Source organism: Bradyrhizobium sp. Cp5.3 (genome assembly GCF_000426265.1).
GTDB lineage: Bacteria > Pseudomonadota > Alphaproteobacteria > Rhizobiales > Xanthobacteraceae > Bradyrhizobium > Bradyrhizobium neotropicale.
The window spans coordinates 21979-45868 of sequence record NZ_AUFA01000029.1 but is presented as its reverse complement, the minus strand read 5'-3'; the positions used below and the strand labels follow the sequence as shown (position 1 = coordinate 45868).

24 protein-coding genes are annotated in these 23890 nt (G+C 64.7%); 10 read left to right on the top strand and 14 right to left on the bottom strand.

Annotated features, from left to right (window positions below):
* Positions 1–90 precede the first annotated feature (90 nt).
* The 9 genes from ytfQ to K289_RS0129595 all read right to left on the bottom strand — a co-directional run bounded on the left by ytfQ (position 91) and on the right by K289_RS0129595 (position 9067).
* Positions 91–1056 (bottom strand): galactofuranose ABC transporter, galactofuranose-binding protein YtfQ, encoded by a 966-nt coding sequence (ytfQ, locus tag K289_RS0129640; RefSeq protein ID WP_027554815.1) that lies wholly within the window; start codon positions 1054–1056, stop codon positions 91–93.
* 406 nt (positions 1057–1462) lie between these two features.
* Positions 1463–2635, bottom strand: coding sequence for a fumarylacetoacetate hydrolase family protein (locus tag K289_RS0129630; RefSeq protein WP_027554813.1), 1173 nt, complete (start codon positions 2633–2635; stop codon positions 1463–1465).
* A gap of 123 nt (positions 2636–2758) precedes the next feature.
* On the bottom strand, positions 2759–3817 hold the full coding sequence (locus tag K289_RS0129625; RefSeq protein ID WP_027554812.1) for a YeiH family protein: 1059 nt from the start codon (positions 3815–3817) through the stop codon (positions 2759–2761).
* Positions 3818–3944: 127 nt separating this feature from the next.
* Entirely contained in the window at positions 3945–4163 is a 219-nt protein-coding gene (locus K289_RS0129620; protein WP_027554811.1) for a hypothetical protein, read from the bottom strand.
* Positions 4164–4327: 164 nt separating this feature from the next.
* Positions 4328–5041: an ABC transporter ATP-binding protein gene (locus tag K289_RS0129615; RefSeq protein ID WP_027554810.1), complete on the bottom strand. Its 714-nt coding sequence runs from the start codon at positions 5039–5041 to the stop codon at positions 4328–4330.
* Positions 5038–5793: an ABC transporter ATP-binding protein gene (locus K289_RS0129610; RefSeq protein WP_027554809.1), complete on the bottom strand. Its 756-nt coding sequence runs from the start codon at positions 5791–5793 to the stop codon at positions 5038–5040. The genes K289_RS0129615 and K289_RS0129610 overlap by 4 nt, the downstream gene beginning before the upstream one ends.
* Positions 5794–5795: 2 nt before the next feature.
* Positions 5796–6818: a branched-chain amino acid ABC transporter permease gene (locus tag K289_RS0129605; protein ID WP_027554808.1), complete on the bottom strand. Its 1023-nt coding sequence runs from the start codon at positions 6816–6818 to the stop codon at positions 5796–5798.
* Positions 6815–7717: a branched-chain amino acid ABC transporter permease gene (locus K289_RS0129600; RefSeq protein WP_027554807.1), complete on the bottom strand. Its 903-nt coding sequence runs from the start codon at positions 7715–7717 to the stop codon at positions 6815–6817. The genes K289_RS0129605 and K289_RS0129600 overlap by 4 nt, the downstream gene beginning before the upstream one ends.
* A 90-nt stretch (positions 7718–7807) precedes the next feature.
* On the bottom strand, positions 7808–9067 hold the full coding sequence (locus K289_RS0129595; protein WP_027554806.1) for an ABC transporter substrate-binding protein: 1260 nt from the start codon (positions 9065–9067) through the stop codon (positions 7808–7810).
* 174 nt (positions 9068–9241) lie between these two features.
* Here K289_RS0129595 and K289_RS0129590 point away from each other — a divergent pair, with 174 nt between their 5' ends.
* The 4 genes from K289_RS0129590 to K289_RS45550 all read left to right on the top strand — a co-directional run bounded on the left by K289_RS0129590 (position 9242) and on the right by K289_RS45550 (position 14114).
* Positions 9242–10735 (top strand): AMP-binding protein, encoded by a 1494-nt coding sequence (locus K289_RS0129590; protein ID WP_027554805.1) that lies wholly within the window; start codon positions 9242–9244, stop codon positions 10733–10735.
* Positions 10732–11379, top strand: a complete 648-nt coding sequence (locus K289_RS0129585) for a TetR/AcrR family transcriptional regulator (protein WP_027554804.1) — start codon at positions 10732–10734, stop codon at positions 11377–11379. The genes K289_RS0129590 and K289_RS0129585 overlap by 4 nt, the downstream gene beginning before the upstream one ends.
* On the top strand, positions 11376–13286 hold the full coding sequence (locus K289_RS0129580) for an NAD(P)/FAD-dependent oxidoreductase (RefSeq protein WP_027554803.1): 1911 nt from the start codon (positions 11376–11378) through the stop codon (positions 13284–13286). The genes K289_RS0129585 and K289_RS0129580 overlap by 4 nt, the downstream gene beginning before the upstream one ends.
* Positions 13287–13532: 246 nt before the next feature.
* Positions 13533–14114 (top strand): 2-hydroxychromene-2-carboxylate isomerase, encoded by a 582-nt coding sequence (locus K289_RS45550; protein WP_245284035.1) that lies wholly within the window; start codon positions 13533–13535, stop codon positions 14112–14114.
* 9 nt (positions 14115–14123) lie between these two features.
* Here the strand turns inward: K289_RS45550 and ald are convergent, their stop codons facing one another.
* Positions 14124–15239, bottom strand: coding sequence for an alanine dehydrogenase (ald, locus tag K289_RS0129565; protein ID WP_027554802.1), 1116 nt, complete (start codon positions 15237–15239; stop codon positions 14124–14126).
* Positions 15240–15382: 143 nt separating this feature from the next.
* Between ald and K289_RS0129560 the strand changes: the two genes are divergently transcribed.
* From K289_RS0129560 to K289_RS0129550, 3 genes are all read left to right on the top strand, one after another.
* Entirely contained in the window at positions 15383–15862 is a 480-nt protein-coding gene (locus K289_RS0129560; protein ID WP_027554801.1) for an Lrp/AsnC family transcriptional regulator, read from the top strand.
* Positions 15863–15974: 112 nt separating this feature from the next.
* The gene (locus tag K289_RS0129555; protein ID WP_027554800.1) at positions 15975–18332 is read left to right on the top strand and encodes an Orn/Lys/Arg decarboxylase N-terminal domain-containing protein; all 2358 of its coding nucleotides are present in this window, start codon (positions 15975–15977) and stop codon (positions 18330–18332) included.
* A gap of 6 nt (positions 18333–18338) precedes the next feature.
* Positions 18339–18917 carry a GNAT family N-acetyltransferase gene (locus tag K289_RS0129550; protein ID WP_027554799.1) on the top strand — a complete coding sequence of 193 codons (579 nt, stop codon included), beginning with the start codon at positions 18339–18341 and terminating at the stop codon, positions 18915–18917.
* A gap of 14 nt (positions 18918–18931) precedes the next feature.
* Here the strand turns inward: K289_RS0129550 and K289_RS0129545 are convergent, their stop codons facing one another.
* Together K289_RS0129545 and K289_RS0129540 are read right to left on the bottom strand one after the other, a co-directional pair.
* A complete protein-coding gene (locus K289_RS0129545; protein ID WP_027554798.1) occupies positions 18932–19144 on the bottom strand; it encodes a hypothetical protein in 213 nt (70 codons plus the stop codon).
* Between the two features lie 164 nt (positions 19145–19308).
* Positions 19309–20358 (bottom strand): hydroxyacid dehydrogenase, encoded by a 1050-nt coding sequence (locus K289_RS0129540; protein WP_027554797.1) that lies wholly within the window; start codon positions 20356–20358, stop codon positions 19309–19311.
* A gap of 252 nt (positions 20359–20610) precedes the next feature.
* On the opposite strand from K289_RS0129540, the gene K289_RS0129535 reads away from it, so the two are divergent.
* The 3 genes from K289_RS0129535 to K289_RS0129525 all read left to right on the top strand — a co-directional run bounded on the left by K289_RS0129535 (position 20611) and on the right by K289_RS0129525 (position 22243).
* A complete protein-coding gene (locus K289_RS0129535) occupies positions 20611–21186 on the top strand; it encodes a thiamine pyrophosphate-binding protein (protein ID WP_027554796.1) in 576 nt (191 codons plus the stop codon).
* Positions 21187–21194: 8 nt separating this feature from the next.
* Positions 21195–21791, top strand: a complete 597-nt coding sequence (locus K289_RS0129530; protein ID WP_027554795.1) for a thiamine pyrophosphate-dependent enzyme — start codon at positions 21195–21197, stop codon at positions 21789–21791.
* Between the two features lie 77 nt (positions 21792–21868).
* Positions 21869–22243, top strand: a complete 375-nt coding sequence (locus tag K289_RS0129525) for a VanZ family protein (protein ID WP_027554794.1) — start codon at positions 21869–21871, stop codon at positions 22241–22243.
* A gap of 42 nt (positions 22244–22285) precedes the next feature.
* Here the strand turns inward: K289_RS0129525 and K289_RS0129520 are convergent, their stop codons facing one another.
* Together K289_RS0129520 and K289_RS0129515 are read right to left on the bottom strand one after the other, a co-directional pair.
* Positions 22286–22672 carry a DUF1236 domain-containing protein gene (locus K289_RS0129520; RefSeq protein WP_027554793.1) on the bottom strand — a complete coding sequence of 129 codons (387 nt, stop codon included), beginning with the start codon at positions 22670–22672 and terminating at the stop codon, positions 22286–22288.
* Between the two features lie 113 nt (positions 22673–22785).
* Positions 22786–23673, bottom strand: a complete 888-nt coding sequence (locus tag K289_RS0129515) for a 2-hydroxy-3-oxopropionate reductase (RefSeq protein ID WP_027554792.1) — start codon at positions 23671–23673, stop codon at positions 22786–22788.
* Between the last annotated feature and the right edge of the window lie 217 nt (positions 23674–23890).

Genomic DNA, 23890 nt, shown 5'->3' with positions numbered 1-23890 from the left:
GCTTATGACGCGGACGCCCAGCCTATTCGTTCGCACAGCGGATTCGAAGGGGGCGCCGCCGGATGTTTTATCCCGACGGCGCGTCCCGCCTCAGTAACCGAGGCCCTTCTTGCTGTCGTAGATCTTCTGCGGATCGTCGGCGGCGGTATAGAGCTTCGACTCGGTTTGGATCCACTTCTGCGGAACGGTGCCCTTGTCCTTGAAGGCCGCGACGGCATCGAGCGCGGGGCCCGCCATGTTCGGCGTCAGCTCCACGGTGGCGTTGGCTTCGCCGGCGACCATCGCCTTGAAGATGTCGGGAACCGCGTCGATCGAGACGGTGAGGATGTCCTTGCCGGGCTTCAGGCCGGCTTCCTTCATCGCCTGGATCGCGCCGACCATCATGTCGTCGTTGTGCGCATAGACCGCGCAGATCGACTTGCCGCCGCCTTCAGCCTTGATGAAGCTTTCCATCACCTCCTTGCCTTTGGCGCGGGTGAAGTCGCCGGTCTGGCTGCGCACCACTTTCAGGTTCGGAAGCTTGGCGATCGCGGTGTCAAAGCCCTTCTTGCGATTGGTGGCGACGCTGGCGCCGACCGTCCCCTGCAGTTCGACAATGTTGCAGGCCTTCTCGCCGACGGTTTTGGCCAGCCAGTCGCCGGCGACCTCGCCTTCGTGCACGCTGTCCGAGGTCACGGCGGTGAGATAGAGGTCCTTGCCGGAGGGATCGATATCGCGGTCGAGCAGCACGACCGGGATCTTCGCCTCCTTGGCTTCCTTCAGCACCGCGTCCCAGCCGGTCGAGACCACGGGCGCAAGGAAGATCGCATCGACGTTCTGCGCGATGAAGGAGCGGATCGCCTTGATCTGGTTCTCCTGCTTCTGCTGGGCGTCGGCGATCTTGAGATTGACCTTTCGCTTGGCGGCTTCCTGCTTGGAGACCGAGGTCTCGGCCGCGCGCCAGCCGGATTCCGATCCGATCTGCGAGAAGCCGATGGTGAGCTGGGCGGCGCTGGCTGGCAGCGCGAGCAGCAACGCACCGGTGGCAGTTGCCGCAAAGAGGGCTTTAAGGGTCATCAGGCGTGTCTCCCAAAAGTTTATCCTGGGCGCCTATTTGGTAACATGGCACCCGCAGGGCGCCCCTTGAGGGCGACGGAAGGCACTATTTCATGGAAGTTCGGTTCCGTATAGTCATATTATTTGACTATTTACTCGGATGCGCGCGAGAGCGCGATGGGCGGTCATATGACACGCTCAGCGCGATTTTGTTCCGTGGATACAACGGGGAGATGAAGAAAATACGCGTGCGGGCCGGCGGCACATCGTCATGGCCGGGCATAGCCGTCCGAAGGACGGCGTCGCTTCCGCTCACCTATGTCCCGGCCATCCACGCCTTGCCACGCGGCACAAAAAATGTGGATGCCCGGGACAAGCCCGGGCATGACGGCCTTCTGCAAATTCGCTTTAGCGCAGAGATGCAGCGCTAGATCAGCTTCCGCTGCGCGAGGTTCTTCATGAGCGCGCCGATGCCGAAGGTCCAGGGCTCGCACTCGTCGCTGCCGCGCATGCGGTTGACGAGCTTGCCGAGTTGAGGCGCTGCGATCGTGACGATGTCGTCGGGCTTGTGGGTGAAGCCCTGCCCCGGCGCATCGCGATCCTCGACGGGCGCGAACATCGTGCCGAGGAACAGCACGAAGCCATCGGGATATTGATGGACCTTGCCGATCGTCTGCGCGACGAGATCGGTCGGATCACGGCTGATCTTGCTGATCGAGGAATGGCCGTTGAGGACAAAGCCGTCCTGGCCCTTCACGTTGAGGCTGATGTCGAGCTTGCGCGCGTCGTCGAGCGAGAAACTGTCGTCGAACAGGCGCAGCAACGGCCCGATCGAACAGGACGCGTTGTTGTCCTTGGCTTTCGACAAGAGCAGCGCCGAGCGTCCCTCGAAGTCGCGCAGATTGACGTCGTTGCCGAGCGATCCGCCGACAATCTTGCCGCGGCTGGAGACGAACAGCACCAGCTCCGGCTCGGGATTGTTCCAGGTCGACTTCGGATGCAGCCCGGCATCCATGCCGGTGCCAACCGAAGACAACGTCGGCGCTTTGGTGAAGACCTCTGCATCGGGGCCGATACCGACTTCGAGATACTGGCTCCAGGCGTTCTGCTCGATCAGCACCTGCTTCAAGTGCATCGCCTGGTCCGAGCCCGGCTTGAGCTTGGACAGATCGTCTCCGATCAGCCGTGTCACTTCTTTCCGGATCGCTTCGGCCGAGGCCGGATTGCCCTTCGCCCGCTCCTCGATGACGCGCTCCAGCATCGAGATGGCGAAGGTGACACCGGCGGCCTTCAGCGTCTGGAGATCGACCGGCGCGAGCAGCCACGGCTTCTGCCGATCGCGCTGATCCGGCGGCGTGTTGGCCACGATCGCGTCGAGATCGCCGATGCGCTCGCCCTTGGTCGCGCTGAGCGCCTTGGCGGGATCGTCCTCCTCGCAGAGCGCGCTGATGGTCGGAAATCTGGCGGTGACATCGAAGACGCCGTCGCCGCGCACAGCGACCACGGCCGGACCATTCGCCTGCGGCAGCCAGACGCGACCTGCCAGCGTCCCCCGCGTTCCATCCTCAGGCAGAAGGTCCCGGGAAGTCAGTGTCGTCATGGCCGCGTCCTCGCTGTTTCTTCGATCGGCCGCGCTCACTCGGCGTCGCGGGCCAGTCTGGTTGGCGAACACAAATAAACGTCTGGCAGTGGAAGTCCAGCCGCTCGCGGCCGCAGCTCAATCTTACTTGAACCAGTGCACCAATCCGATGCTGATCCCGAGCAGCAGCATCAGCGACAGCGTCACAGCCGCCGTCACCCGTCCCCCGACATTGGCGAGCACGCGCACGTCGACGCCGAGGCCGAGGGCAGCCATCGACACCACGGTGAGAAAGCTCGTGATCTTCGTCACCGGTCCCACCACCGTCACCGGCACGATCTCGAGCGAGCGCAAGGTCGCGAGCGCGAGGAAGCCGAGGATGAACCAGGGCACGAGGCGGAAGAAGCCGACATTGGCCTTCTTGGCGCCGCTCTGCCAGCGCGAGGCGACGAGCGACAGGCTGACGACGACGGGCCCGAGCATCAGGACGCGCATCAGCTTCACCAGCGTGCCGATCTGCGTAGAGACGAGACCGGCCGGCACCGTCGCCGCCAATACCTGCGGCACGGCATAGACGGTCAGCCCGGCAAGGATGCCGTACTGCGTGGCCGATAGTTGCAACAGCGGGATCAGCAGCGGCAGGCCGAGCACCATCATCACGCCGAGGATCGCGGTAAAGGAGATCGAGGACGCGATCTCGTCATTGTTGGCGCCGATGATCGGCGCGACGGCCGCGATCGCCGAATTGCCGCAGATCGAGTTGCCGCAGGCGATCAGGATCGACAGCCGCGTCGATAGACCAAGCAGACGGCTGAGGCCAAAGGAGGCGCAGAGCGCGACAATTACCACCGCTGCGATCGAGGCCAGCAGCGCGATGCCCGAGGCCGCAATCGCCGCAAAGCTGATGGAGGCCCCGAGCAGCATCACCGCGACTTCGAGGAGCTGCTTGGCGCTGAAGGCGATGCCGGCCTGCCAGCGCGGCGCAGGCTTCCAGAAGCTGCGCAGGGCCATGCCGAGCAGGATCGCCATCACCAGCGCTTCGACATAGGGATGCTCGAACAAGCCAAGTTCCGCCCGCTCCAGCAGAGCCGAAGCGCCGGCCACGGCGATACAGAGGAGAATGCCGGGAATCAGCGCAACGGTACGGCCTACGGCCGTCGTCGGCTTGGCGTCGACCGGGCTGGATGCTTGATTCTGCGACACAAATCTCTCCCCGAGGAGAAGGATTTATACGCAGGGGCAGGAAATAGGGAAATAAGTTTTCGACATATCAGGGCCGAGGGAAGTTCTGTCCTCAGGCCGTGACGGAGCCTCAGAAGATCAGGCTCTCTTAGAAGATCAGGCTCTTGGCGAGCGAGGCGACGCGGCTGAAGCCGTCATAGACGCCGGGCTCGAAGAAGGCCGCGCGCGCGAACACGATGGCGGCAACCAGCGTCCAGAACAGGCCGGTGCCGGCCCGCAGCAGATATTTGGACGCGCGCGACTGCGGCTGGGCGTCCGTCGCGGACACCAGGCGCTCGCCGAAGGGTTCAAATCCAGTGCGTTCCATGGCTGGGCCAATCCATCAAATTCTGACGGAAATGTCGTCGTTTCGGCCCAAAACGGCAATGGAAGCGATTGGCTTTTTTGCCCCTCGGAGGGAAAACTCCTTTCGCCCGGAGAAGGCGCGGCGATAGTTTTCTTCTTCTCGCCGGCTTGGGCCCCGCGCCCCGGCTAAAGCGCCAGGTAGCGGCGCCGGATCGTATCGTTCGCCTTGAGATCGTCGATGCCGGCCGCATAGACAATCTGGCCCTTGTCGATCACCGTGGCGTGGCTCGCAAGGCCCAAACAGAAATGCATGTTCTGCTCGGCGATCAGTACGGTCGATCCGATGCCGCGAAGCTGCCGCAACAGCTCGCCGATGCGCTGCACGATGATTGGGGCAAGCCCCTCGCTCGGTTCGTCCAGCAGCAGCAGCGCCGGATTGCCCATCAGCGTGCGCGCGATCGCGAGCATCTGCTGCTCGCCGCCCGACAGGCGTCCGGCGATTCGATGACGCAGCGGCTCGAGGAGCGGAAAGACCTCGTAGATCCGCTTGATCGGCCATTCGTCCTGGCCGTCGGGCCCGCGCTTCTTGCCGATGACGAGATTGTCCTCGACCGTGTGCTCCGGAAAGATCTGGCGATCCTCCGGCACGAAGCCGAGGCCTGCGCGCGCAATCGCGTGCGGCTTGAGGCCGGAGATCACCACGCCGCGGAGGCTGACCTTGCCGCGCCGCGGCGGCGCCAGTCCCATGATCGCCTTCATGGTCGTCGACTTGCCGGCGCCGTTGCGCCCAAGCAGCGCCATGGTCTCGCCCTGTCGCACCGACAGGCCGACGCCGAACAGGATCTGGCTCGTGCCGTAGTAGACGTCGAGATCAGCGACTTCGATGACGGCGGCGCTCATGCGGCGGCTCCCGCATGTTCGGTGCCGAGATAAGCATCGATCACGGCACTATTGTTGCGGATCTCGTCCGGTGTGCCGGTCGCGAGGATGCGGCCGTAGCAGAGCACGACGATCTTCGGTGCGATCTTGAACACGATGTCCATGTCGTGCTCGATGAACACGACGGTGATCTTCTGTGTCTCCCAGAGCTCGCGCACCTTGTCGATCATGCGCCAGCGCTCCTCCGGGCCCATGCCGGCGGTCGGCTCGTCCAGCAGCAGCACTTTTGGTTCGAGCACCAATGCCAGGGCAATGTCGAGGAGCTTCTGGTCGCCATGCGAGAGCGTCGCCGCGGTGCGCTTGCGCTTGCCGGCGAGGCCCAAGAGCTCCATCACGTGTTCGGCGCGGTCGCGCGTCTCGGGCAGCGGAAAGCGCTTGTGCAGCACCGCGGAGGTGCGCTGGTCGGCGCTGACGGCGGCGAGCATGGTCTCCTCGACCGTCAGCGAGCGAAAGATGCTGGCGACCTGGAAGGCGCGGCCGATGCCGTGACGGACGATCTCCGGCGGCGAGCGTCCGGCCAGGTCGACGCCGCCGAGCAGCACCTGCCCCGCATCGGGCTTCAGCGCGCCGGTGATCAGGTTGAAGAAGGTGCTCTTGCCGGCGCCGTTCGGGCCGATCACGGCGGTCAGCGAGCCATCGGGGAAGTCGAACGTGACGTCGTTGGTGGCTTTCACGCCGCCGAAGGATTTTGCGAGGTTGCGTATCTCGAGCATGGCTAGCGCCCCTCGCCTGCCTCGCGCCGGTGCGCGAACCACTCGGCGACGAAATCCAGAAGGCCTTTGCGCAGACCCAGCGCGAAGAACAGGATGACGATTCCGAGCACGATGCCATGATACTCGGTAAACCGCGTGACGGTGTCGTTGAGGAGCAGCAGCAGCACCGTGCCGACCATCGGGCCGAGGAAGGTCGAGACGCCGCCGAGCATGTTGATGAAGATGCCCTCGCCGGAGATCGTCCAATAGGCGAATTCCGGATAGGCGCCGGAGACGAACAGCGCCATCACCATGCCGCCCATCGAGGCGAACAGCGCCGCCAGCACGAAGACGGTGAGCTTCGCGCGCCAGACGTCGATGCCGAGGAAGCTCGCGCGCGCGGCATTGTCGCGGATCATGCGCAGCGTGTAGCCGAACGGCGACTGCGCGATCTGGCGCATCGCGAGCAGGCCGAGGATCAGGAGCGCACAGCTCGCGACATAGAGATGGACGTGATTGGAGAGATCGACGCCGAGGAAGACGGGGCGTGGAATGCCGCCGCGCAGGCCCTGGTCGCCGCCGGTGAAGGAGGCCCATGACAGAATGGTCGAATGAATCAGCATCTGGAAGGCGAGCGTGACGAAAGCGAAATAGATCTCCTTCAGCCGCACGCAGATCGCGCCGATGATCGCGGCCACTACCCCGGTGATCGCCAGCGTCGCGACGAAAGCGATCGGGATCGGCACGCCAAGCTTCTGCATGATCAGGCCAAAACTGTAGGCGCCCAAGCCAAAGAACATGCCGTGGCCGAACGAGGTCAGGCCGGTATAGCCGACGAGAAGATTGAGCGAGGTCGCGAACAGGCCATAGGCCGAGCAACGGATGACGAAATCGAGCAGCGCCTTGCTGCCGGTGAACAGCGGCAAGCTTGCCAGCACGGCGAAGGCGATCAGCGCGATGAGCACATCGCGATAGCGGGCCCAGACGGTCGTGGCGCCGCGCGCCGGCACCAGCGTCTCCGTACGTCCGGCCTCGAGCTCGGTCATGCCGCCTCCTTGCCGAACAGGCCGGTGGGCTTTGCGACCAGCACGATCACCATGAAGAGGTACATCAGCCCTTCGGTGAACAGCGGAAAGCCGAGCGAGCCGAACGAGCGGATCAGGCCGAGCAGCAGCGCCCCGATCAACGCACCCAAAATCGAGCCCATGCCGCCGATCACCGTGACGATGAAGGATTCGATCAGCACCGAAAATCCCATGCCGGGGGTCAGCGAGCGCACCGGCGCGGCGAGCGCGCCGGCCAGCCCCGCCAGCATGCCACCGAGCGCGAACACGCCGCCATAGATCAGGCCGGTGTTGATGCCGAGCGCGGACACCATGCCGGGATTATGCGCGGCAGCGCGGATCACCTTGCCGATGCGGCTGCGCGACAGGCCGATGCCGAGCACGATCGCGGCGGCGAGCGCGACACCGATCAGCAGCAGGTAATAAGGCGGCACCACGCCGCCGGCGATGAACAGCGGCATCACCTGGAATGCGGCCGGCATCCCCATCGATTTGAATTCCGGCCCCCAGATGATCCGCACGACATCATCGAAGATCAGCACGAAGGCGTAGCAGACGAGAAGCTGCATCAAGACGTCCGCGCCATAGACGCGGCTCATGAACACGCGCTCGAAGATCAGGCCGAGGACCGCGGTGCCGGCCGCGCCCGCGAGCACCGCGAGCGCAAAGCTTCCCGTGAGCTGATAGGCGGTCATCGCGAAATAGGCGCCGAACATATAGAAGGCGCCGTGGCTGAAATTGACGACCTTGAGCACGCCGAAGATCAGGGTCAGCCCGACCGCGACCAGGAACAGCAGCATGCCGATGATGAGGCCGCTGGTGGTTTGCGTCACCAGGCAAGCGGAACTGGAGAGGCAGCCGACGAGCGCGTCGAGGTCCACGGGAGCACTTTCATTGCGGCGCGCCTGATACGGCGCGGAAAACCAGACGAAGCCGGCGGAGACGGACGGCCGTCTCCGCCGTGCGCGCGATCAGATGTAGCCCTTGCTCTTCTTCCACTCGGCTTCGAGCTCGAAGATGGTCTTCCAGTCGCCGGCCTTGACCTCCGGCACGTAGGGCTCCTGCGGGATCGTGGTGCCCCAGCCGATGGCGTAGCCGACCAACGTGTGGTCCTCGGCGCGCATCGTCACCGTGCCGTCGGCGCCGAACGGGCACTTGATCGTAAGACCCGCCAGTGCTTCCGCAAGCTTCTTGCCGTCAGCGGAGTTCGCCTTCTTCGCGGCTTCTGCCATCAGCATGACCGCGGTCGCGTTCTCCCACGACCAGTTGGTCGGATATTCGTTGTACTTCGCCTTGTAGGCATCGCCCCAGGCGGCGTTCTCCGGCGTCGCCGGGAAGGTCTTGATGTAGCGGTTGCCGGAGTGGATGCCCTTGGGCAGGTTCTTCACCACGGTGAGCGCGGTGTAATCGGCCATGTTGACCGCGAACACCTCCATCTGGCCGAATATCGCGTAGATGTTGGCCTGGTCGATGTAGGAGGTGAGATCGCCGCCCCACAGGCAGGAGTACAGTGCCTGCGGCTTCGCCTGCAGGATCTTCGTCACCACCTCGGTGTAGTCGGGCTGGAACAGCTTTGGCCAGGACTCGCTGATGATCTCGACGTCAGGCGCAAAGCGCTTCAGGTACAGCGTGAACTCTGCGGTGGTGTCGCGACCATAGGCATAGTCGGGTGAGCAGGTCGCCCATTTCTTCAGGCCCTTGGCCTTGGCGATCGCCGCGGCATAGCTGCCGCCGACGATCGAGTCGTGCACGCCCTGCCGCGCGGTGCGGAAGGCATTGGGAATATGCTGCTTGGGGTCCGCGGTCAGCGCCGAGGTCTCCGAATTGGTGTGGATGCAGAACACGCCGAGATCGCGCGCGACCTCGTGCACCGCGAAGGCGCCGGACGAGGCTTCGGCATCGATCAGCAGCTCGCAGCCGTCGGTGTTGACGAGCTCGCGCGCGACGCGCGCGGCTTCCTGCGGCTGTCCCTTGGAGTCGCGGATCACCATCTCGATCTGGCGGCCTGCAAGGCCGCCGGCGGCGTTGACCTTCTCGACCTCGAGCATCACCGCGTTGCGCGACGACGTGCCGAGCTGCGCCACGCGGCCCGACAGAATCGTCGGCATGCCGATCTTGATGGTCTTGGCCTGGGCGCGCGCCACCCAGGGTGCGGCAACAGTCATCGCACCGGCGCCCATCAGCGCCAGCGTTGAACGGCGGCTGATGCCCGGCCTGCGGGTTCTCGTCATCTTTTCCCCTCCCTCTGTCGGGTCGGCGTTTCCAGTCCCTTGCCGGAGATCGTCTCGTCTCCGTGTTCCCAACAATTTCAGAGCAAGGGGGGTGACGTCAAGCCAAAGATGAATTACGAGTCAGAATTCATCGAAGGAGGAAGCGAGGCCGGAAAGCGGCCCGAAACCGGGAAAATGATCAACCTTTCGAGCTTCATCGCCTTTCATGCCCGGCGGACGCCGGCGCGGCCCGCACTGAAATATCGCGGCGAGGAGATCTCCTACGCAACGTTCGATGCGCGCATCCAGCAAGTGGCCGGCTGGCTCGCCGCGCAGGGCATCGGCGCCGGCGATGTCGTGGCCGTGCTGATGAAGAACAGCGCGGCCTTCCTCGAGCTTGTCTTCGCCACCAGCCATCTCGGCGCGGTGTTCCTGCCGATCAACTTCCGCCTCTCCCGCGACGAGGTCGGCTACATCGCCGGCAATGCCGGCGCACGCATCCTGATCGTCGATGAGGAATTGGTTGCGAATGCCACAGGCGCGGCGATCGTCGTGCTCAATGAGGTAGCTCAGCAGAGCGTCACGCGCCTTGCGGGTGAGGCGCCGGCCGCGCCGATGCATATCCGCGCGCCGTCCGACCTGATGCGGCTGATGTACACCTCGGGCACCACCGACCGTCCCAAGGGGGTGATGCTCACCTACGAAAATTTCTACTGGAAATCGGCCGACCAGACGATCGCACTCGGCCTCAGCGCCAACACGCGGCTTCTCGTTGTCGGCCCGCTCTATCATGTCGGCGCGCTCGACCTGCCCGGCATCGCCGTGCTCTGGCATGGCGGCTTCATCTCGATCCAGCGCAACTTCGAGCCGGAGACGGCGCTCGCGGCCATCGCCGAGGACAGGCTCAACGCGGCCTGGTTGGCGCCGGTCATGACCACCGCGATCCTCACCTGCCCCACTCGCGAACGCTACGACGTCTCAACTGTGAAATGGGCGATCGGCGGCGGCGAGAAGACGCCGGAGGTTCGCATCCGCGCCTTCTCCGATTACTTCCGCAATGCGCGCTACATCGATGCCTATGGCCTCACCGAGACGGTGGGTGGCGATACCTTCATGGACGCCGGCCGCGAGATCGAGAAGATCGGATCCACGGGCCGCGCCATTGCTCACGTCGAGATCGAGATCCGCGACGAGGCCGGCAATAAGCTGCCGCCGAACGTCGACGGCGAAATCTGCCTGCGCGGACCGAAGATCACGCGCGGCTACTGGAAGGATCCGGAGAAGACCGCCGCAGCCTTCTTCGGCGACTGGTTCCGCAGCGGCGATGTCGGCTATCTCGACGACGAGGGCTTTCTGTATCTGACCGACCGCAAGAAGGACATGATCATCTCCGGCGGCGAGAACATCGCCTCCTCAGAGGTCGAGCGCGTCATCTACGAACTGTCAGAGGTGCGCGAGGTCGCGGTGATCGGCCTGCGCGATTCGCGCTGGGGCGAGAAGCCGGTCGCAATTGTCGTGCTGGCCGAAGGCGCGAGCCTCGAACTCCCTGCCCTCACCGAACACTGCCGCGCGCGGCTCGCGAGCTTCAAGGTGCCGAAACAACTCGTCATCCGCGACAGCCTGCCGCGCAATCCCAGCGGCAAGATCCTCAAGCGCGTGCTGCGCGCCGAGCTGGAGACCTCCGAATGACGCAGGTAGACACGACCGCAAAGGTGACGAAGCTCAACCGGGTCGAGCGCAACGCCTGGACCAAGCAGAAGATCTTTGATGCCGCGACCAAGGTCGTCGGCAAATATGGCTATGCCGAAGCCTCCGTCGCCCGCATCACCGAGCAGGCCGGCGTCGCCCAAGGCACCTTCTACAATCATTTCGAGAACCGCCAGGAGCTGCTCGACCAGCTGCTACCCAAGATCGGCCTCGACATGGTCGAGTTCATCCGCGCCCGCACCGGAACGGCGGATGCGGCGCGGCAGGAGATCGAGCGCTTCGCCGCCTTCTTCGACTTCATCCGCGAGGTGCCCGAATTCCTGCGCATCCTCAACGAGGCCGAGTTCTTCGCGCCCACGGGCTACCTGAAACATCTCGACAACATTTCGACCGCCTATGTGCGCATCCTGCGCCGCGCGCGGCTTGCCGGCGCGATCGAGGACTATAGCGACGAGGAGTTCGAAGCCATCGTCCATATGCTGATGGGCTCGCGCGGCTATCTCAGCCGGCGCTATTCCTATTCGGCCGAGGGCGTCACCGCCGTGCCCGAGCACGTCATCTCCGCCTATCGCAAGCTGATGACGCGCGGCCTCTTCAATTCATCCGGAGATCAGGACAAGCCATGAATATCGAATCTCCGCACAGGCCGCTCGACCTCGCCTCGACCATCGCCGAGGGCGATATCCGCTGCCTGCTGATGGTGCTCGTGCACATGACGGGCGATGAGCGCTGGCTCGAGCCGCCCTATCTGCCCAAGCGCGACATCCGCCTCATTCCCGATCCCGACGCCGGCGTGCCCGGGGAGGTCCAGGATGAAATCCGCGCCGCGGTCGTCAAACTCTTCGCCGATGGCACGCCGAAGCCTGTCATCACCGACCCCGGCGAGGAGCTGCTGTTGAAGATGATGCGCGCCTGCCTTGGCGAGAACGTCGCGCCGGAATATGCGCCCTTGATGCGCGAGGAGATGGGTTTTGTGCCGCGCGAGGCGCGCTGGACCGAACGTCCCTCCGGCGACAAGCTTGCGCAGCAGCACGTCCTGATCGTCGGCGCCGGCGTCTGCGCCATCGCACTCGGCGTGGCACTCGGCCATCTCGGCATCCCCTACACCATCGTCGAGAAGAACGACGAGCTCGGCGGCACCTGGTGGATCAACCGATATCCCGGCTGCGGCGTCGATACGCCGAACCACTCCTATTCCTACTCCTTCGGTTCGCGCAACGCATGGACGCGCTATTTCTGTCAGCGAGAGGAGCTGCTCGGATATCTGCTGAAAGTCGCGGACGAATACGGCATTCGCGAGCATCTCCGCGTCAACACCGAGCTCACCTCATCGCGCTGGGACGAAGACAAGCGGCGCTGGATCTCGACGCTCAAGACGAAGAATGGCGAGGAGACTTTCGAATCCACCGCGCTGGTCTCAGCCATCGGCCAGCTCAACGATCCCTCCCGCGCCCGCTTCAAGGGCGAGGACGACTTCAAGGGAACGATCCTGCATTCGGCGCTGTGGTCGGGTGACATCAAGCTCGACGGCAAGCATGTCGCCGTGGTCGGCACCGGCGCGACCTCGATGCAGCTCGTGCCGTCGATCGCGGGCCACGTTGCTTCCGTCACGGTCTATCAGCGCACGGCGCAATGGGCGCGGCCGGTCAACGGCTATTCCGACCCGATCACCGAGGAAGCGCGCTGGCTGCTCGCCCATCTGCCGTTCTATGTGCAGTGGTACCGCTTCAATATGTTCTGGCGTTACGGCGACGGACTGTTGCCCTTCCTGCGCAAGGACCCGGCCTGGCCCCATCCGGAGCGCGCCGTCAACAAGGGCAACGACCGGCACCGCCAGGAGCTGACCGACTTCATCCTATCCGAGTTGCAGGACCGCCCCGACCTGATCGCGAAATGCGTGCCGACCTATCCGCCCTATGGCAAGCGCATCCTGCTCGACAACAACTGGTTCAAGACGCTGACACGCGACAATGTCGAGCTCGTCACCGACGCGATCGATCATTTCGACCACGACGGCATCGTCACCGCCGACGGCGAGCACCGCCCTGCCGACATCATCGTGATCGCGACCGGTTTCAAGGTCACGGAGATGGCCGCGCGTCTCAATATCACCGGTCGCGACGGCAGGGATTTGCGGGCCGCCTGGAGCAACGACAATCCAACCGCGTTCCTCGGCCTCACCGTGCCCGGCTTTCCAAACTTCTTCTGCATGCTCGGTCCGAACTCCGGCCCCGCCCATGGCGGCAGCGTCATCTTCCAGTCGGAATGCCAGAGCCGCTACATCTCGGCCTGTCTGGTCGACATGATCGAGCACGACGTCGCCGCCATCGACGTCCACCAGGACGTGCTCGACGATTACGTCCGCAAGGTCGACGCCGAGCACGAGGCGATGATCTGGACCCATCCGGGGATGACCACCTACTACCGCAACAGCAGCGGTCGCGTGTTCTCGGCCATGCCATGGCGCTTCGTCGACTACTGGCGCATGACGCATGACCCGGATCTGAGGCAGTACAAGCTGACGAAGGAGTGAAGCACCTATCCCACGCAGAATTACCGAAGTAGCAGCGTTCGCTCTCACCCATCGTCATTGCGAGCGCAGCGAAGCAATCCAGTACCTTCCCGCGGCGGCACTCTGGATTGCTTCGCTGCGCTCGCAATGATGGAGCTTGCGGCACTCACCTTCGCCTTGCTGATAGCGCCGTGCGTTCGAAAGGAAGCCGCCCATGCCCAAGCCGCGCGTCCGCATCTACACCGACTACAAGAGCCCTACGCGTTCGTGGCCAACAAGCGCCTGTTCGAGCTCGAGGAGCGGCACGGCGTCGAGTTGGAATGGCTGCCCTACACGCTGCGGGTTGCCGAATTCATGGGGACGGTCGAGGAGCGCACGCCGCATTTCTGGCGCAAGGTGCGTTACGCCTATATGGACGCGCGGCGCTTTGCCAATGCGCAAGGCCTGATCATGAAAGGTCCGCGGAGGATCTACGATGCCTTCTATTCCAGCGTCGGCATGCTGTTCGCGCAAGCCCACGGCTTCTTCCGCCCCTACCACGAAACGGTATTCCGCCGCTTCTGGAGCCATGAGCTCGAGATCGACGACCTCTCGGAAATTACGGGCATCATTACCGCGTGCGGCGGCTCGGCGAGCGAATTCGAAAGTTACGTCCGCGGCCCCGCACGCGCCGAGCACGACCGCATCATCGACGAGGCCGAGGCGCTCGGCGTGTTCGGCGTTCCCACCATGGTATTCAACGGCGAGCTATTCTGGGGCGGCGACCGCATCGACATGCTGATCGAGCGCATCAGGCGGCCGGAGACGATCGAAGCCGCGCTCGGCAGCCGCTACCGCAAGCCGGCGTAAGCGGCGTCTCTACGCCGCCAGCCCGCTCTCCACCGGTGCGAAGTCCAGCCCGAGACTCTCCGCGACCGCCTTGTTGGTGATGCGGCCGCGATGCACGTTGAGACCGTTGCGAAGGTGCGGATTCTCCAACACCGCGGCAAAGCCCTTGTTGGCGAGCATCAGGCCGAACGGCAGCGTCGCATTGTTCAGCGCCTGGCTCGAGGTCACCGGCACCGCGCCCGGCATGTTGGCGACGCAATAATGCACGATGCCGTCGACCTCGTAGGTCGGATCAGCGTGCGTGGTCGGATGCGAGGTCTCGAAGCAGCCGCCCTGGTCGATCGCAACGTCGACCAGCACGGCGCCCGGCTTCATCGATTTCAGCATCGCGCGCGTCACGAGTTTTGGCGCACTGGCACCGGGCACCAGCACCGCGCCGATCACGACGTCGGCGGCGAACACCTCCTCCTCGACCGCCTCGATGGTCGAAAAGCGAGTGCGCACCCGCCCGAGAAAAACATCATCCAGTTGGCGCAGACGAGGAACTGAGCGATCGATCACCGTGACTTCGGCACCAAGCCCCGCCGCCATGCGGGCGGCCTGCGTTCCTACCACGCCGCCGCCGAGCACGACGAGCCGCGCCGGCTGCACACCGGGCACGCCGCCCAGGAGCAAGCCGCGGCCGCCGGCCGAACGCTTGAGCGCAGCGCCGGCGGCCTCGATGGCGAGGCGGCCGGCGACTTCGCTCATCGGCGCGAGCAGGGGGAGGCGCCCATTCGCGTCCGTGACCGTTTCATAGGCGATCGCGGTGCAACCGGAAGCGAGCAAGCCCTTGGCCTGTTCGGGATCCGGCGCGAGATGGAGATAAGTAAAAAGGATCTGGCTTTCACGGAGCTGGGCCCATTCGCTTCGTTGCGGCTCCTTCACCTTCACGATCATGTCGGACTTGGCGAAGATCTCGCGGGCGCTCGCGGCGATCGTGGCCCCTGCCCGCTGGTAGACCTCGTCGGAGGCGCCGATGCCGCCACCGGCGCCGGTTTCGACCGTGACCTGGTGCCCCGCCGCGACATATTCGCGAACGGCGCCCGGGGTGAGCCCGACGCGATATTCCTGCACCTTGATCTCCCTGGGGACACCGACGCGCATCGCGAGCTCCTTTGCCAACATGTTGATTCTTTTGTTGATCGTAGCGGCAGGCGCGGTTTGGTTTCATGCGAATATCCGCTAGTTTCGTGGTCCCGGCGCCGGTTTCCGGCGCTGAAGCGCCCTTTCACGCTGGAAACGAAACCTTGGCCCTCGACCGGAAAGACCTCGCGATCCTTGCGGAACTCACCACCAATGCGCGGGCCAGCCACACCGAGCTGGCCAACAAAGTCGGCCTGTCGAGCACGGCGCTGGCGCGGCGACAGAAGGCGTTGGAGGACGATGGCTATATCCAGGCCTATCAGGCCGCGCTCGATCTGACCCAATTCGGCCTTACCATTACGGTGCTGGTCCGCATCGCGCTGGAGAGCCAGAGCGATGACGCGCTGAAGGCCTTCGAGGCGGAGGTGGTGAAGTGCCCCTCCGTCGTGCGCTGCTTCCTGATGTCCGGCACCGACGACTACATCCTCATCGTGCTTGCCCGCGACATCCAGGATTTCGAGCGCATCCACCGCACCGAGCTGTCACGGCTGCCGCGCGTGGCGCGGGTGCAATCGAGCTTCGCGCTGCGCGAGATCGTCAATCGCGCTGTGCCGACGGTGGTGTTCGGCGAGGCGAAGCGCTAGCGGACGCCTCTCTCCGCGTCGTGACTGGCAAAAACGCCGGCCGGCCGCCGTTGTCATAGAACTGTCATCGAATGTGCCGAGACCTGTCGCTCTGGCACATTCGGGACCTGACATGGACTATTTCAAGCGCTTCAACTTCCTCTTCGCCGCACCGGTGTTCGACGCCGACGACCTCGAAGGCATCCGCTTCAACCAGATCATCGAGGAGATCCAGCGCTCCGGCTTCGAAGTGGTCCGGGCCCGCAAGCTGGAGGACGCCGAGATCGCGGTGCAGACAGATGCCGCGATCGGCTGCATGGTGGTCGACTGGGGCAAGAAGGGCCTTGAGGGCAAGACGTCGGCGCTGATCAACCTGATGCGTCGCCGCGGTCTCGACTTCCCGATCATCCTCCTGATTCGGCGCAAGCGGTTCGAGGACCTTCCGGTCGAGGTGCTCGACTTCATCGACGGCTACGTCTTCCTCTCCGAGGAGACCCCGCCCTTCATCGCCAAGAACCTGATCAGCCGGCTCAAGCAATATGCGGAGACATTGAAGACGCCGTTCTTCGGCGCGCTGGTCGACTATGCCGAGGAAGGCAACCAGCTCTGGACCTGCCCGGGCCACAATGGCGGCATGTTCTACAGCCGCAGCCCGATCGGCCGCGTCTTCGTCGAGCATCTCGGCGAGTCCGTGTTCCGCGACGACCTCGACAATTCGGTGCTCGACCTCGGCGACCTCCTCACCCATGAAGGCCCGGCGCTGAAGGCGCAGAAGGAGGCCGCCCAGATCTTCGGCGCGGAGAAGACCTATTTCGTGCTCAACGGCACTTCGACCTCCAACAAGGTCGCGCTCGGCGCGCTCGTCACCGACGGCGATCTCGTGCTGTTCGACCGCAACAACCACAAGGCCGCCCATCACGGCGCGCTGATGATCAACGGCGGCATCCCAGTCTATGTCCCGACCATCCGCAACGCCTGGGGCCTGATCGGCCCGATGCGCTGGGACGCGCTGGACGAGAAGGCCCTGCGGGAGGCGATTCGCAACCATCCGCTGGTCGAGGACCGCGACGCCTGGCGCAAGGAACGGCCGTTCCGCGTCGCCGTGGTCGAGCAGTGCACCTATGACGGCTCGATCCACAGCGCCGAGATGATCCTGAAGCGCATCGGCCATCTCTGCGAGTACATCCTGTTCGACGAGGCTTGGGCCGGCTTCATGAAGTTCCACCCGCTCTATGCCGGCCGCTTCGCGATGGGGCTGTCGAACCTTTCGCCCGATGCCCCCGGCATCATCGCGACGCAGTCGACCCACAAGCAGCTTGCCAGTTTCTCGCAGGCCTCGCAGATCCACATCCGCGACCGTCATATCCGCGGCCAGAAGCGGCGCGTCGAGCACCGCCGCTTCAACGAGAGCTTCATGCAGCACGCCTCGACCTCGCCGTTCTATCCGCTGTTCGCCTCCCTCGACGTCGGCGCGCAGATGATGAAGGGCCGCTCCGGCGAAGTGTTGTGGGACGACACGATCCGGCTCGGCATCGAGCTGCGCAAGAAGATCCGCGCCATGGGCCGCGAGTTCGAGGAGAAGGAGCAGAACCCGGAACGGCGCTGGTTCTTCGAACCCTTCGTCCCCGATCGCATTGCCATTCCCGATGTCAGCCGCCCCGGCGCCGTGCACAAGGTCGCCTGGGAGACGCTCTCGACCGATGAGCTCGCCACCAATCCCGCTCTGTGGCAGCTCTCGCCCGACAACACCTGGCACGGCTTTCCGGGCATGACCGAAGGCTTTGCCATGACCGATCCGAACAAGCTGACGCTGCTCACCCCCGGCTTCGACCGCACCACCGGCGCCTATGCGGAACATGGCATACCCGCCCCGGTCGTCGCGCAATTCCTGCGCGAGAACCGCATCGTCCCCGAGAAGAATGACCTCAACTCCCTGCTCTTCCTGCTCACGCCGGGCGTCGAGGCGAGCAAGGCCGGCACGCTGATCTCAGGCCTCGTCGCCTTCAAGAAGCTGCACGACGACAATGCGCTGCTGGCCGACGCCATTCCGGAATTCTATCAGCGGCGGCAGGCGCGCTATGCCGGCGTGCGGCTGCGCGATCTCTGCGCCGAGATGCACCGCTTCTTCCGCAAGGCCGACGTCAGCGCGCTGCAGGCACGGCAGTTCCTGCCCGAGCATCTGCCGGAGATCGCAATGTCGCCGCGCGACGCGGCGCGACGCCTGATCCGCAACGACGTCGACTATCTGCCGATCGAGGCGATCGCGGGGCGCATCGCGACCACGCCCTTCGTGGTCTATCCGCCCGGCATCGCCACCATCGTGCCCGGCGAGCGGCTGACGGAACGGGCCAAGCCCATGATCGATTATCTCAAGATGTTCGAGACCTGCTTCAACACGTTTCCGGGCTTCGAGGTCGAGATCCAGGGCGTCTACAAGGAGATCGATGCCGCCGGCCGCATCGGACTCTATACCTACGTCGTCGCCGAGTAGCCGCCGATGAACGGAACGAGCGTGATGCGTGCGGATGACGAGCCGGTCCTGGTCCGGCCCTCACGCGAGGGCGATGTCGAGGCGATGCTGGCGATCTACCGCCATCACGTCCGCCACGGCGTGCCGCGCGATGTCGAGGGAACCGGCGCGCCCGAGCCCGACGATCTGCGCGACCGGCGCAAGAACCTGAAGCAGACCCGCCTGCCGCACCTCGTCGCGACCTTTCGCGGCGAGGTCGTCGGCTACGCCTATGCGGTGCTGTTCCGCAAGCGCCCGGCCTATCGCTACACGGCGAAACACTCGATCTACGTCCACCACGAGCATCTCGGACGCGGCGTCGGGCGGCTGTTGCTCCAGGAGTTGATCGACGCCTGCGCAGCGGCCGGATTCCGCCAGATGATCGGCTATATCGATGCCGACAACGCGCCCTCGCTGACGCTGCACGAAAGGTTTGGCTTTGGCCGCGTTGGCCTCCTGTGCGGCGTCGCGTATCGCAACGGCCGCTGGTCAGACACTGTCATGGTGCAGCGCTCGCTCGGCGCCGGCGCGACCGCGCCGCCGCCGGCAACGTCCCCTGGACGCTAGACGGGCTCGCGCCCTTACGATGGAAAGTCCGCCGCTTTCACCTGGATCCGGTCGGCATGCAGGGACCAGTGATGCAAGGCCTGATCCTTGCAGAATTTTGCCTTCGCCCGCTCTCTGGCTTCGTCCTCATCGGAGGCGTCGATCTCGAGCGTGCCCTGGCAAACCTCGATCTGCCGGCCGTATTGGCCGAGCACGTCCTTCATGAACTTGACGACATAAGTTGACATGAGACCTCCTGCCGCCCCGGCGGCACTCTAATCCCATTTAGCCCGCACAGGGAAAGGAGATTTTGACGCTGATCAAGTTGAGTCGCGGTTCCCTGATTGCTCCGTCATTCCGGGGCGGCTCGAAGAGCCGAACCCGGCATGACAAGTGGACAGTGTGCCTGTCGCTACCCCGGCAGCACCCCAAACGCCTGCCGGAATCGCTCCACATAGCGCGGCCAGACCTCGGGATTGATGATGCGCGGCGGCCGCTTGCCGTCGAGCGTATCCAGGACCTGCTCGGCCGCGATCCGGCCCATGTTCTGGCGCGCCTCCTTGGTGACGCCGGCAGTATGCGGGCTCGCCAGCACATTGTCGAACTGGAGCAGCGGATGCTCCGGCGGCGGCGGCTCCTTGGACCAGACGTCGAGGCCGGCACCCGCGATGCGCTGGTCGCGCAGCGCCTGGAGCAGCGCATCCTCGTCGTGGATGAAGCCGCGCGCGGTGGTGATGAAATATGCGTGCGGCTGCATCAATCCGAATTCGCGCACGCTGATCATGCCGCGGCTGCCTTTGTTCAGCGGACAGGAGATCGAGACAAAGTCGGCACGGCGCAGAAGTTCGTCGAGCTCGACCTTCTCCCCGCCTCGCTCGGCCATCACCTCGGCCGACAGATACGGATCGTAGGCCAGCACATTCATGCCGAGCAGCCCCTTGCACAGCGCGGCGATGCGGCGGCCGACATTGCCGAGGCCGACGATGCCGACGGTCTTGCCCTCGACCTCGTTGCCGACGAGATCGTTGCGGTTGACGTCGCGCTCGCGACGCAGACGGCGGTCGGACTGGATGATGCGCTTGGACAGCGTCAGCATCATCGCCAGCGCATGCTCGGCGACGGAATGCGCGTTGCCGCCGGACTGGTTGACGACCAGCACACCCGCCGCGGTGCAGGCCTCGACGTCGACGGGGTCAAAGCCCGCGCCGTTGCTGGAGACGAGCAACAGGTTCGGCGTCCGCTTCAGGAGGGCGGCATCGACGTGGAAGTGCGGCGCGAGCTCGTCGCGGGCCGCACCGATCTGGTAGACATGCGCCGCGCTGAGGATCGGGGCATAGACGTCTTCGCGGCTTTCGTTCTCGATGCGGTCGAGCCGGACGTCAGGGCGCGCCTTCAGGATGTCGATGTAGATCGGATGGGCGAGGTATTTGACGTAGAAGACGCGCTTGTTGTTGACGGACATCAGGACCCTTCCGGCTCTACAAGGGAGGTCGTCAAGGCCGGCGCGGCACGCGCTCTTCCATGCTGTCCTCCCGGTTTTCTCGTTGTCGTTCCTTATGACATGGCGGTGCCAGCCGCGGCAGGCCGTCTGGCGCAGATCACGGTGCCGGCCGGGACATGTTGACAATCCCGCCCGCGGCGTCAAGTTCGGCACCAAGGCGGCCGCGACAGCCAGAGACCAAGAAACATGGAGCGCGGCCCAAGGGAGAACGCAATGGCGATTGCGGAGCAGCATAACTCGCCGGCCCAGGCGTCGAGCGACAAGGCATCCGCCGAGACGACCTGGCACGGCATCATCCTGCAAACCCTGAAGCGGAACGAGATCAGCCTCGTGCCTTACGTGCCGGACCGCGTACTGACGCCGCTGATCAAGAGCCTGCACGCCGATCCCTTCTTCACGACCTTTGCCACCGCCCGCGAGGAGGAAGCCGTCGGAATCGTCTCCGGCGCCTGGATGGGTGGCCGGCGTGGGGCGGTGCTGATGCAGACGTCGGGCTTTGCCACACTCGCCAACGTGCTCGCCTCACTTGCCGTGCCCTACCAGATCCCGCTGATCATGTTCGTCTCCGAGCGCGGCACGCTCGGCGAGTTCAACTACGGCCAGTCGCTGGTCTGCCGCACCATGCGCCCGGTGCTGGACTCGCTGGCGCTCGAGCACCACACCATCACCCGGCTCGACGAGCTCGAATTCATCGTCGACCGCTCGATCAAGCAGGCCGTGACCACCCAGGCGCCAGTGGCGCTGATCCTCAACCCGCTGCTGACCGGCGGCAAGGTATTCGACAAGTGAGGCCGGCCATGGACACGCGCAACACCAAGGTGATGAACCGTTTCGATGTCACCTCGCGCCTGATCGCGAAGCTCAAGAACGAAGAGGCCGTGATCGGCGGCATCGGCAACACCAATTTCGACCTCTGGGCCGCCGGCCATCGCCCACAGAATTTCTACATGCTGGGCAGCATGGGCCTCGCCTTTCCGATCGCGCTCGGCGTGGCGCTTGCGCAGCCCGACCGCCGCGTGTTCGCGCTCGAAGGCGACGGATCGCTTTTGATGCAGCTCGGCACGCTCTCGACCATCGCAACCTTGAAGCCGAAGAACCTCACCATGATCGTGATGGACAACGGCATCTACCAGATCACCGGCGCGCAGCCGACGCCGGCCGCTGGCATCGCCGACCTCGTCGCCATCGCCGCCGGCTCGGGGCTCACCAACAGCAGCTGGGCCGCGGACGAGGACGATTTCGAGCGCCTGATCGACGAGGCACTCGAAGCCTCCGGACCGAGCCTGATCGCGGCCCGGATCGACGACAAGCCGGGCGTCGGCACCACGCGCCGCGATCCCGTGCAAATCAGGGAGCGTTTCATGCACGGCCTAGGCGTGCGCGAGCCACTTTAACGTTTCGTCATTAACTACACGGCGATCTGATCCCGGCATCGCAACAGCCCGTTGCAAATCCGTGCTAAGCGGCGCGGATGTCCCTTTTATTTCGTTCTTTTGCCTGGCTGCTTGCAGCCGCCGTCACCTTCGCCACCCTTGGACCGCCCGGCCTGCGGCCGCATTCCGCTCTCGGCCAGGATGGTGAACACGCCCTCGCCTTCATTCTGATCGGGCTGGCCTTCGGCCTCGCCTATCGGCGGCGGCGCCTCGCGGTCGCAGCGCTCTCAGTGGCCCTGATCGGCCTGCTCGAGCTGATGCAGTTCTGGGCGCCGGGACGGCATGCGCGGCTGGAGGACTTCTTGGTCGATGCGCTCACAGCCTGCCTCGGCTTTGCACTTGCCGCTGCGGCCGATCGGACCTTGGCGCGCTTTGGCGCAACGGCTGTGGCAAGCGAAAGCCCCGCGGAGTGATGCTCCGCAGGGCCTGATTGTCTTCGCCTACTCTCGCGGCGATCAGTCGAGAATCCTGATGACGCGGCGCGTCCGCGGCTCGACGATCACGCGGCGGTCATTCACGACCGCATAGCGATATTCGGTGTAGTTCGGCACGGGACGCAGCACCACAGTCGGCGGCAGCGGCTCGCCGACCACGACGCGCTCATGCACCACGACCGACGGCTCGCCGCGCGGGATTCCGCCCAGCACCGCGTTCGGAATTTCGAGGCCGGCGCCGACGGCCGCACCCACGGTGCCGCCGACCATTGCGCCGACCGGGCCGCCGATCTCGCCGCCCGCGCGTGCGCCGTTCGCAGCGCCCTCGGCGGTCGTCGACTGTGCAAAGGCTGCGCTCGATGCCAGCAGCGACGCGGCAGCCAACGAAATCGCAAGACGGGTTTTCATGTCCTTCTCCAGTGTTGGTTGTGCGCCGTCAACCGCGCGGCCCCGGTCATAGTTCCGGTTCCACACTGATCAAAGACACGCCAAAATACTGGGAACCGTTACTGCGTAACTGTTCAGGCCGCGCCGATCTCGTGACTCGCCATCAGTTCCAGCGCTCGCACCATCGCCGAATGGTCCCAGGCCTTGCCGCCATGCGCGGTGCAGGCCGAGAACAATTGCTGCGCCACCGCCGTGCTCGGCAGCGAAAGCCCCAGCGAACGTGCGCCTTCGAGCGCGAGGTTGAGATCCTTCTGGTGCAGCTCGATGCGGAAGCCCGGATCGAAATTGCGCTTCACCATGCGCTCGCCATGCACTTCGAGAATCCGCGACGAGGCAAAGCCGCCCATCAACGCCTGCCGCACCAGCGCAGGATCGGCGCCCGCTTTCGACGCGAACAGCAGCGCCTCGCCCACCGCTTCGATCGTGAGTGCCACGATGATCTGGTTGGCGACCTTCGTGGTCTGGCCATCGCCGTTCGCGCCGACTCGGGTGACGTTCTTGCCCATCTTGTCGAAGACGGGCTTCATGGTGTTGAAGGCACGCTCGGGACCGCCGACCATGATGGTGAGGCTCGCCGCCTTGGCACCAACTTCGCCGCCGGAGACCGGCGCGTCGAGATAGTCCGCGCCGAGCGCCTCGATCTTCTTTGCGAACTCTTTTGTGGCCAGCGGCGAGATCGAGCTCATGTCGACGACGATCTTGCCCTTCGAGATGCCGCTCGCGACGCCGTCCTTGCCGAACAACACCGCCTCAACATGCGGCGTATCCGGCACCATGACGATGACGGCATCCGCCTCCTCCGCCACCTGCTTTGCCGATTTGCAGGCAACGCCGCCAGCCGAGATCAGCTCCGGCGCGACCGGCGCGACGTCATGCAGGAACAGGCGATGGCCGGCGGCCTGGAGATGGCCGGCCATCGGCCGTCCCATGGTGCCAAGTCCAATGAAGCCGATATCGATCATGGTTTGACTTTCTCTCAGTTGTATTAGCGAAATTGATCACGTGCTCGGTGCACCTCTCCCGCGTGCGGGGGTCGACGCGCGAAGCGCGGCGGGTGGTGGCTCTACCCGCCGGGGATTTTCAACGCATCTCGGCGAACCCCATTGAGGAGACACCCTCACCCCACCCCTCTCCCGCAGGCGGGAGAGGGAGCGCACCGTCACCGTGGCCGTATCGGCG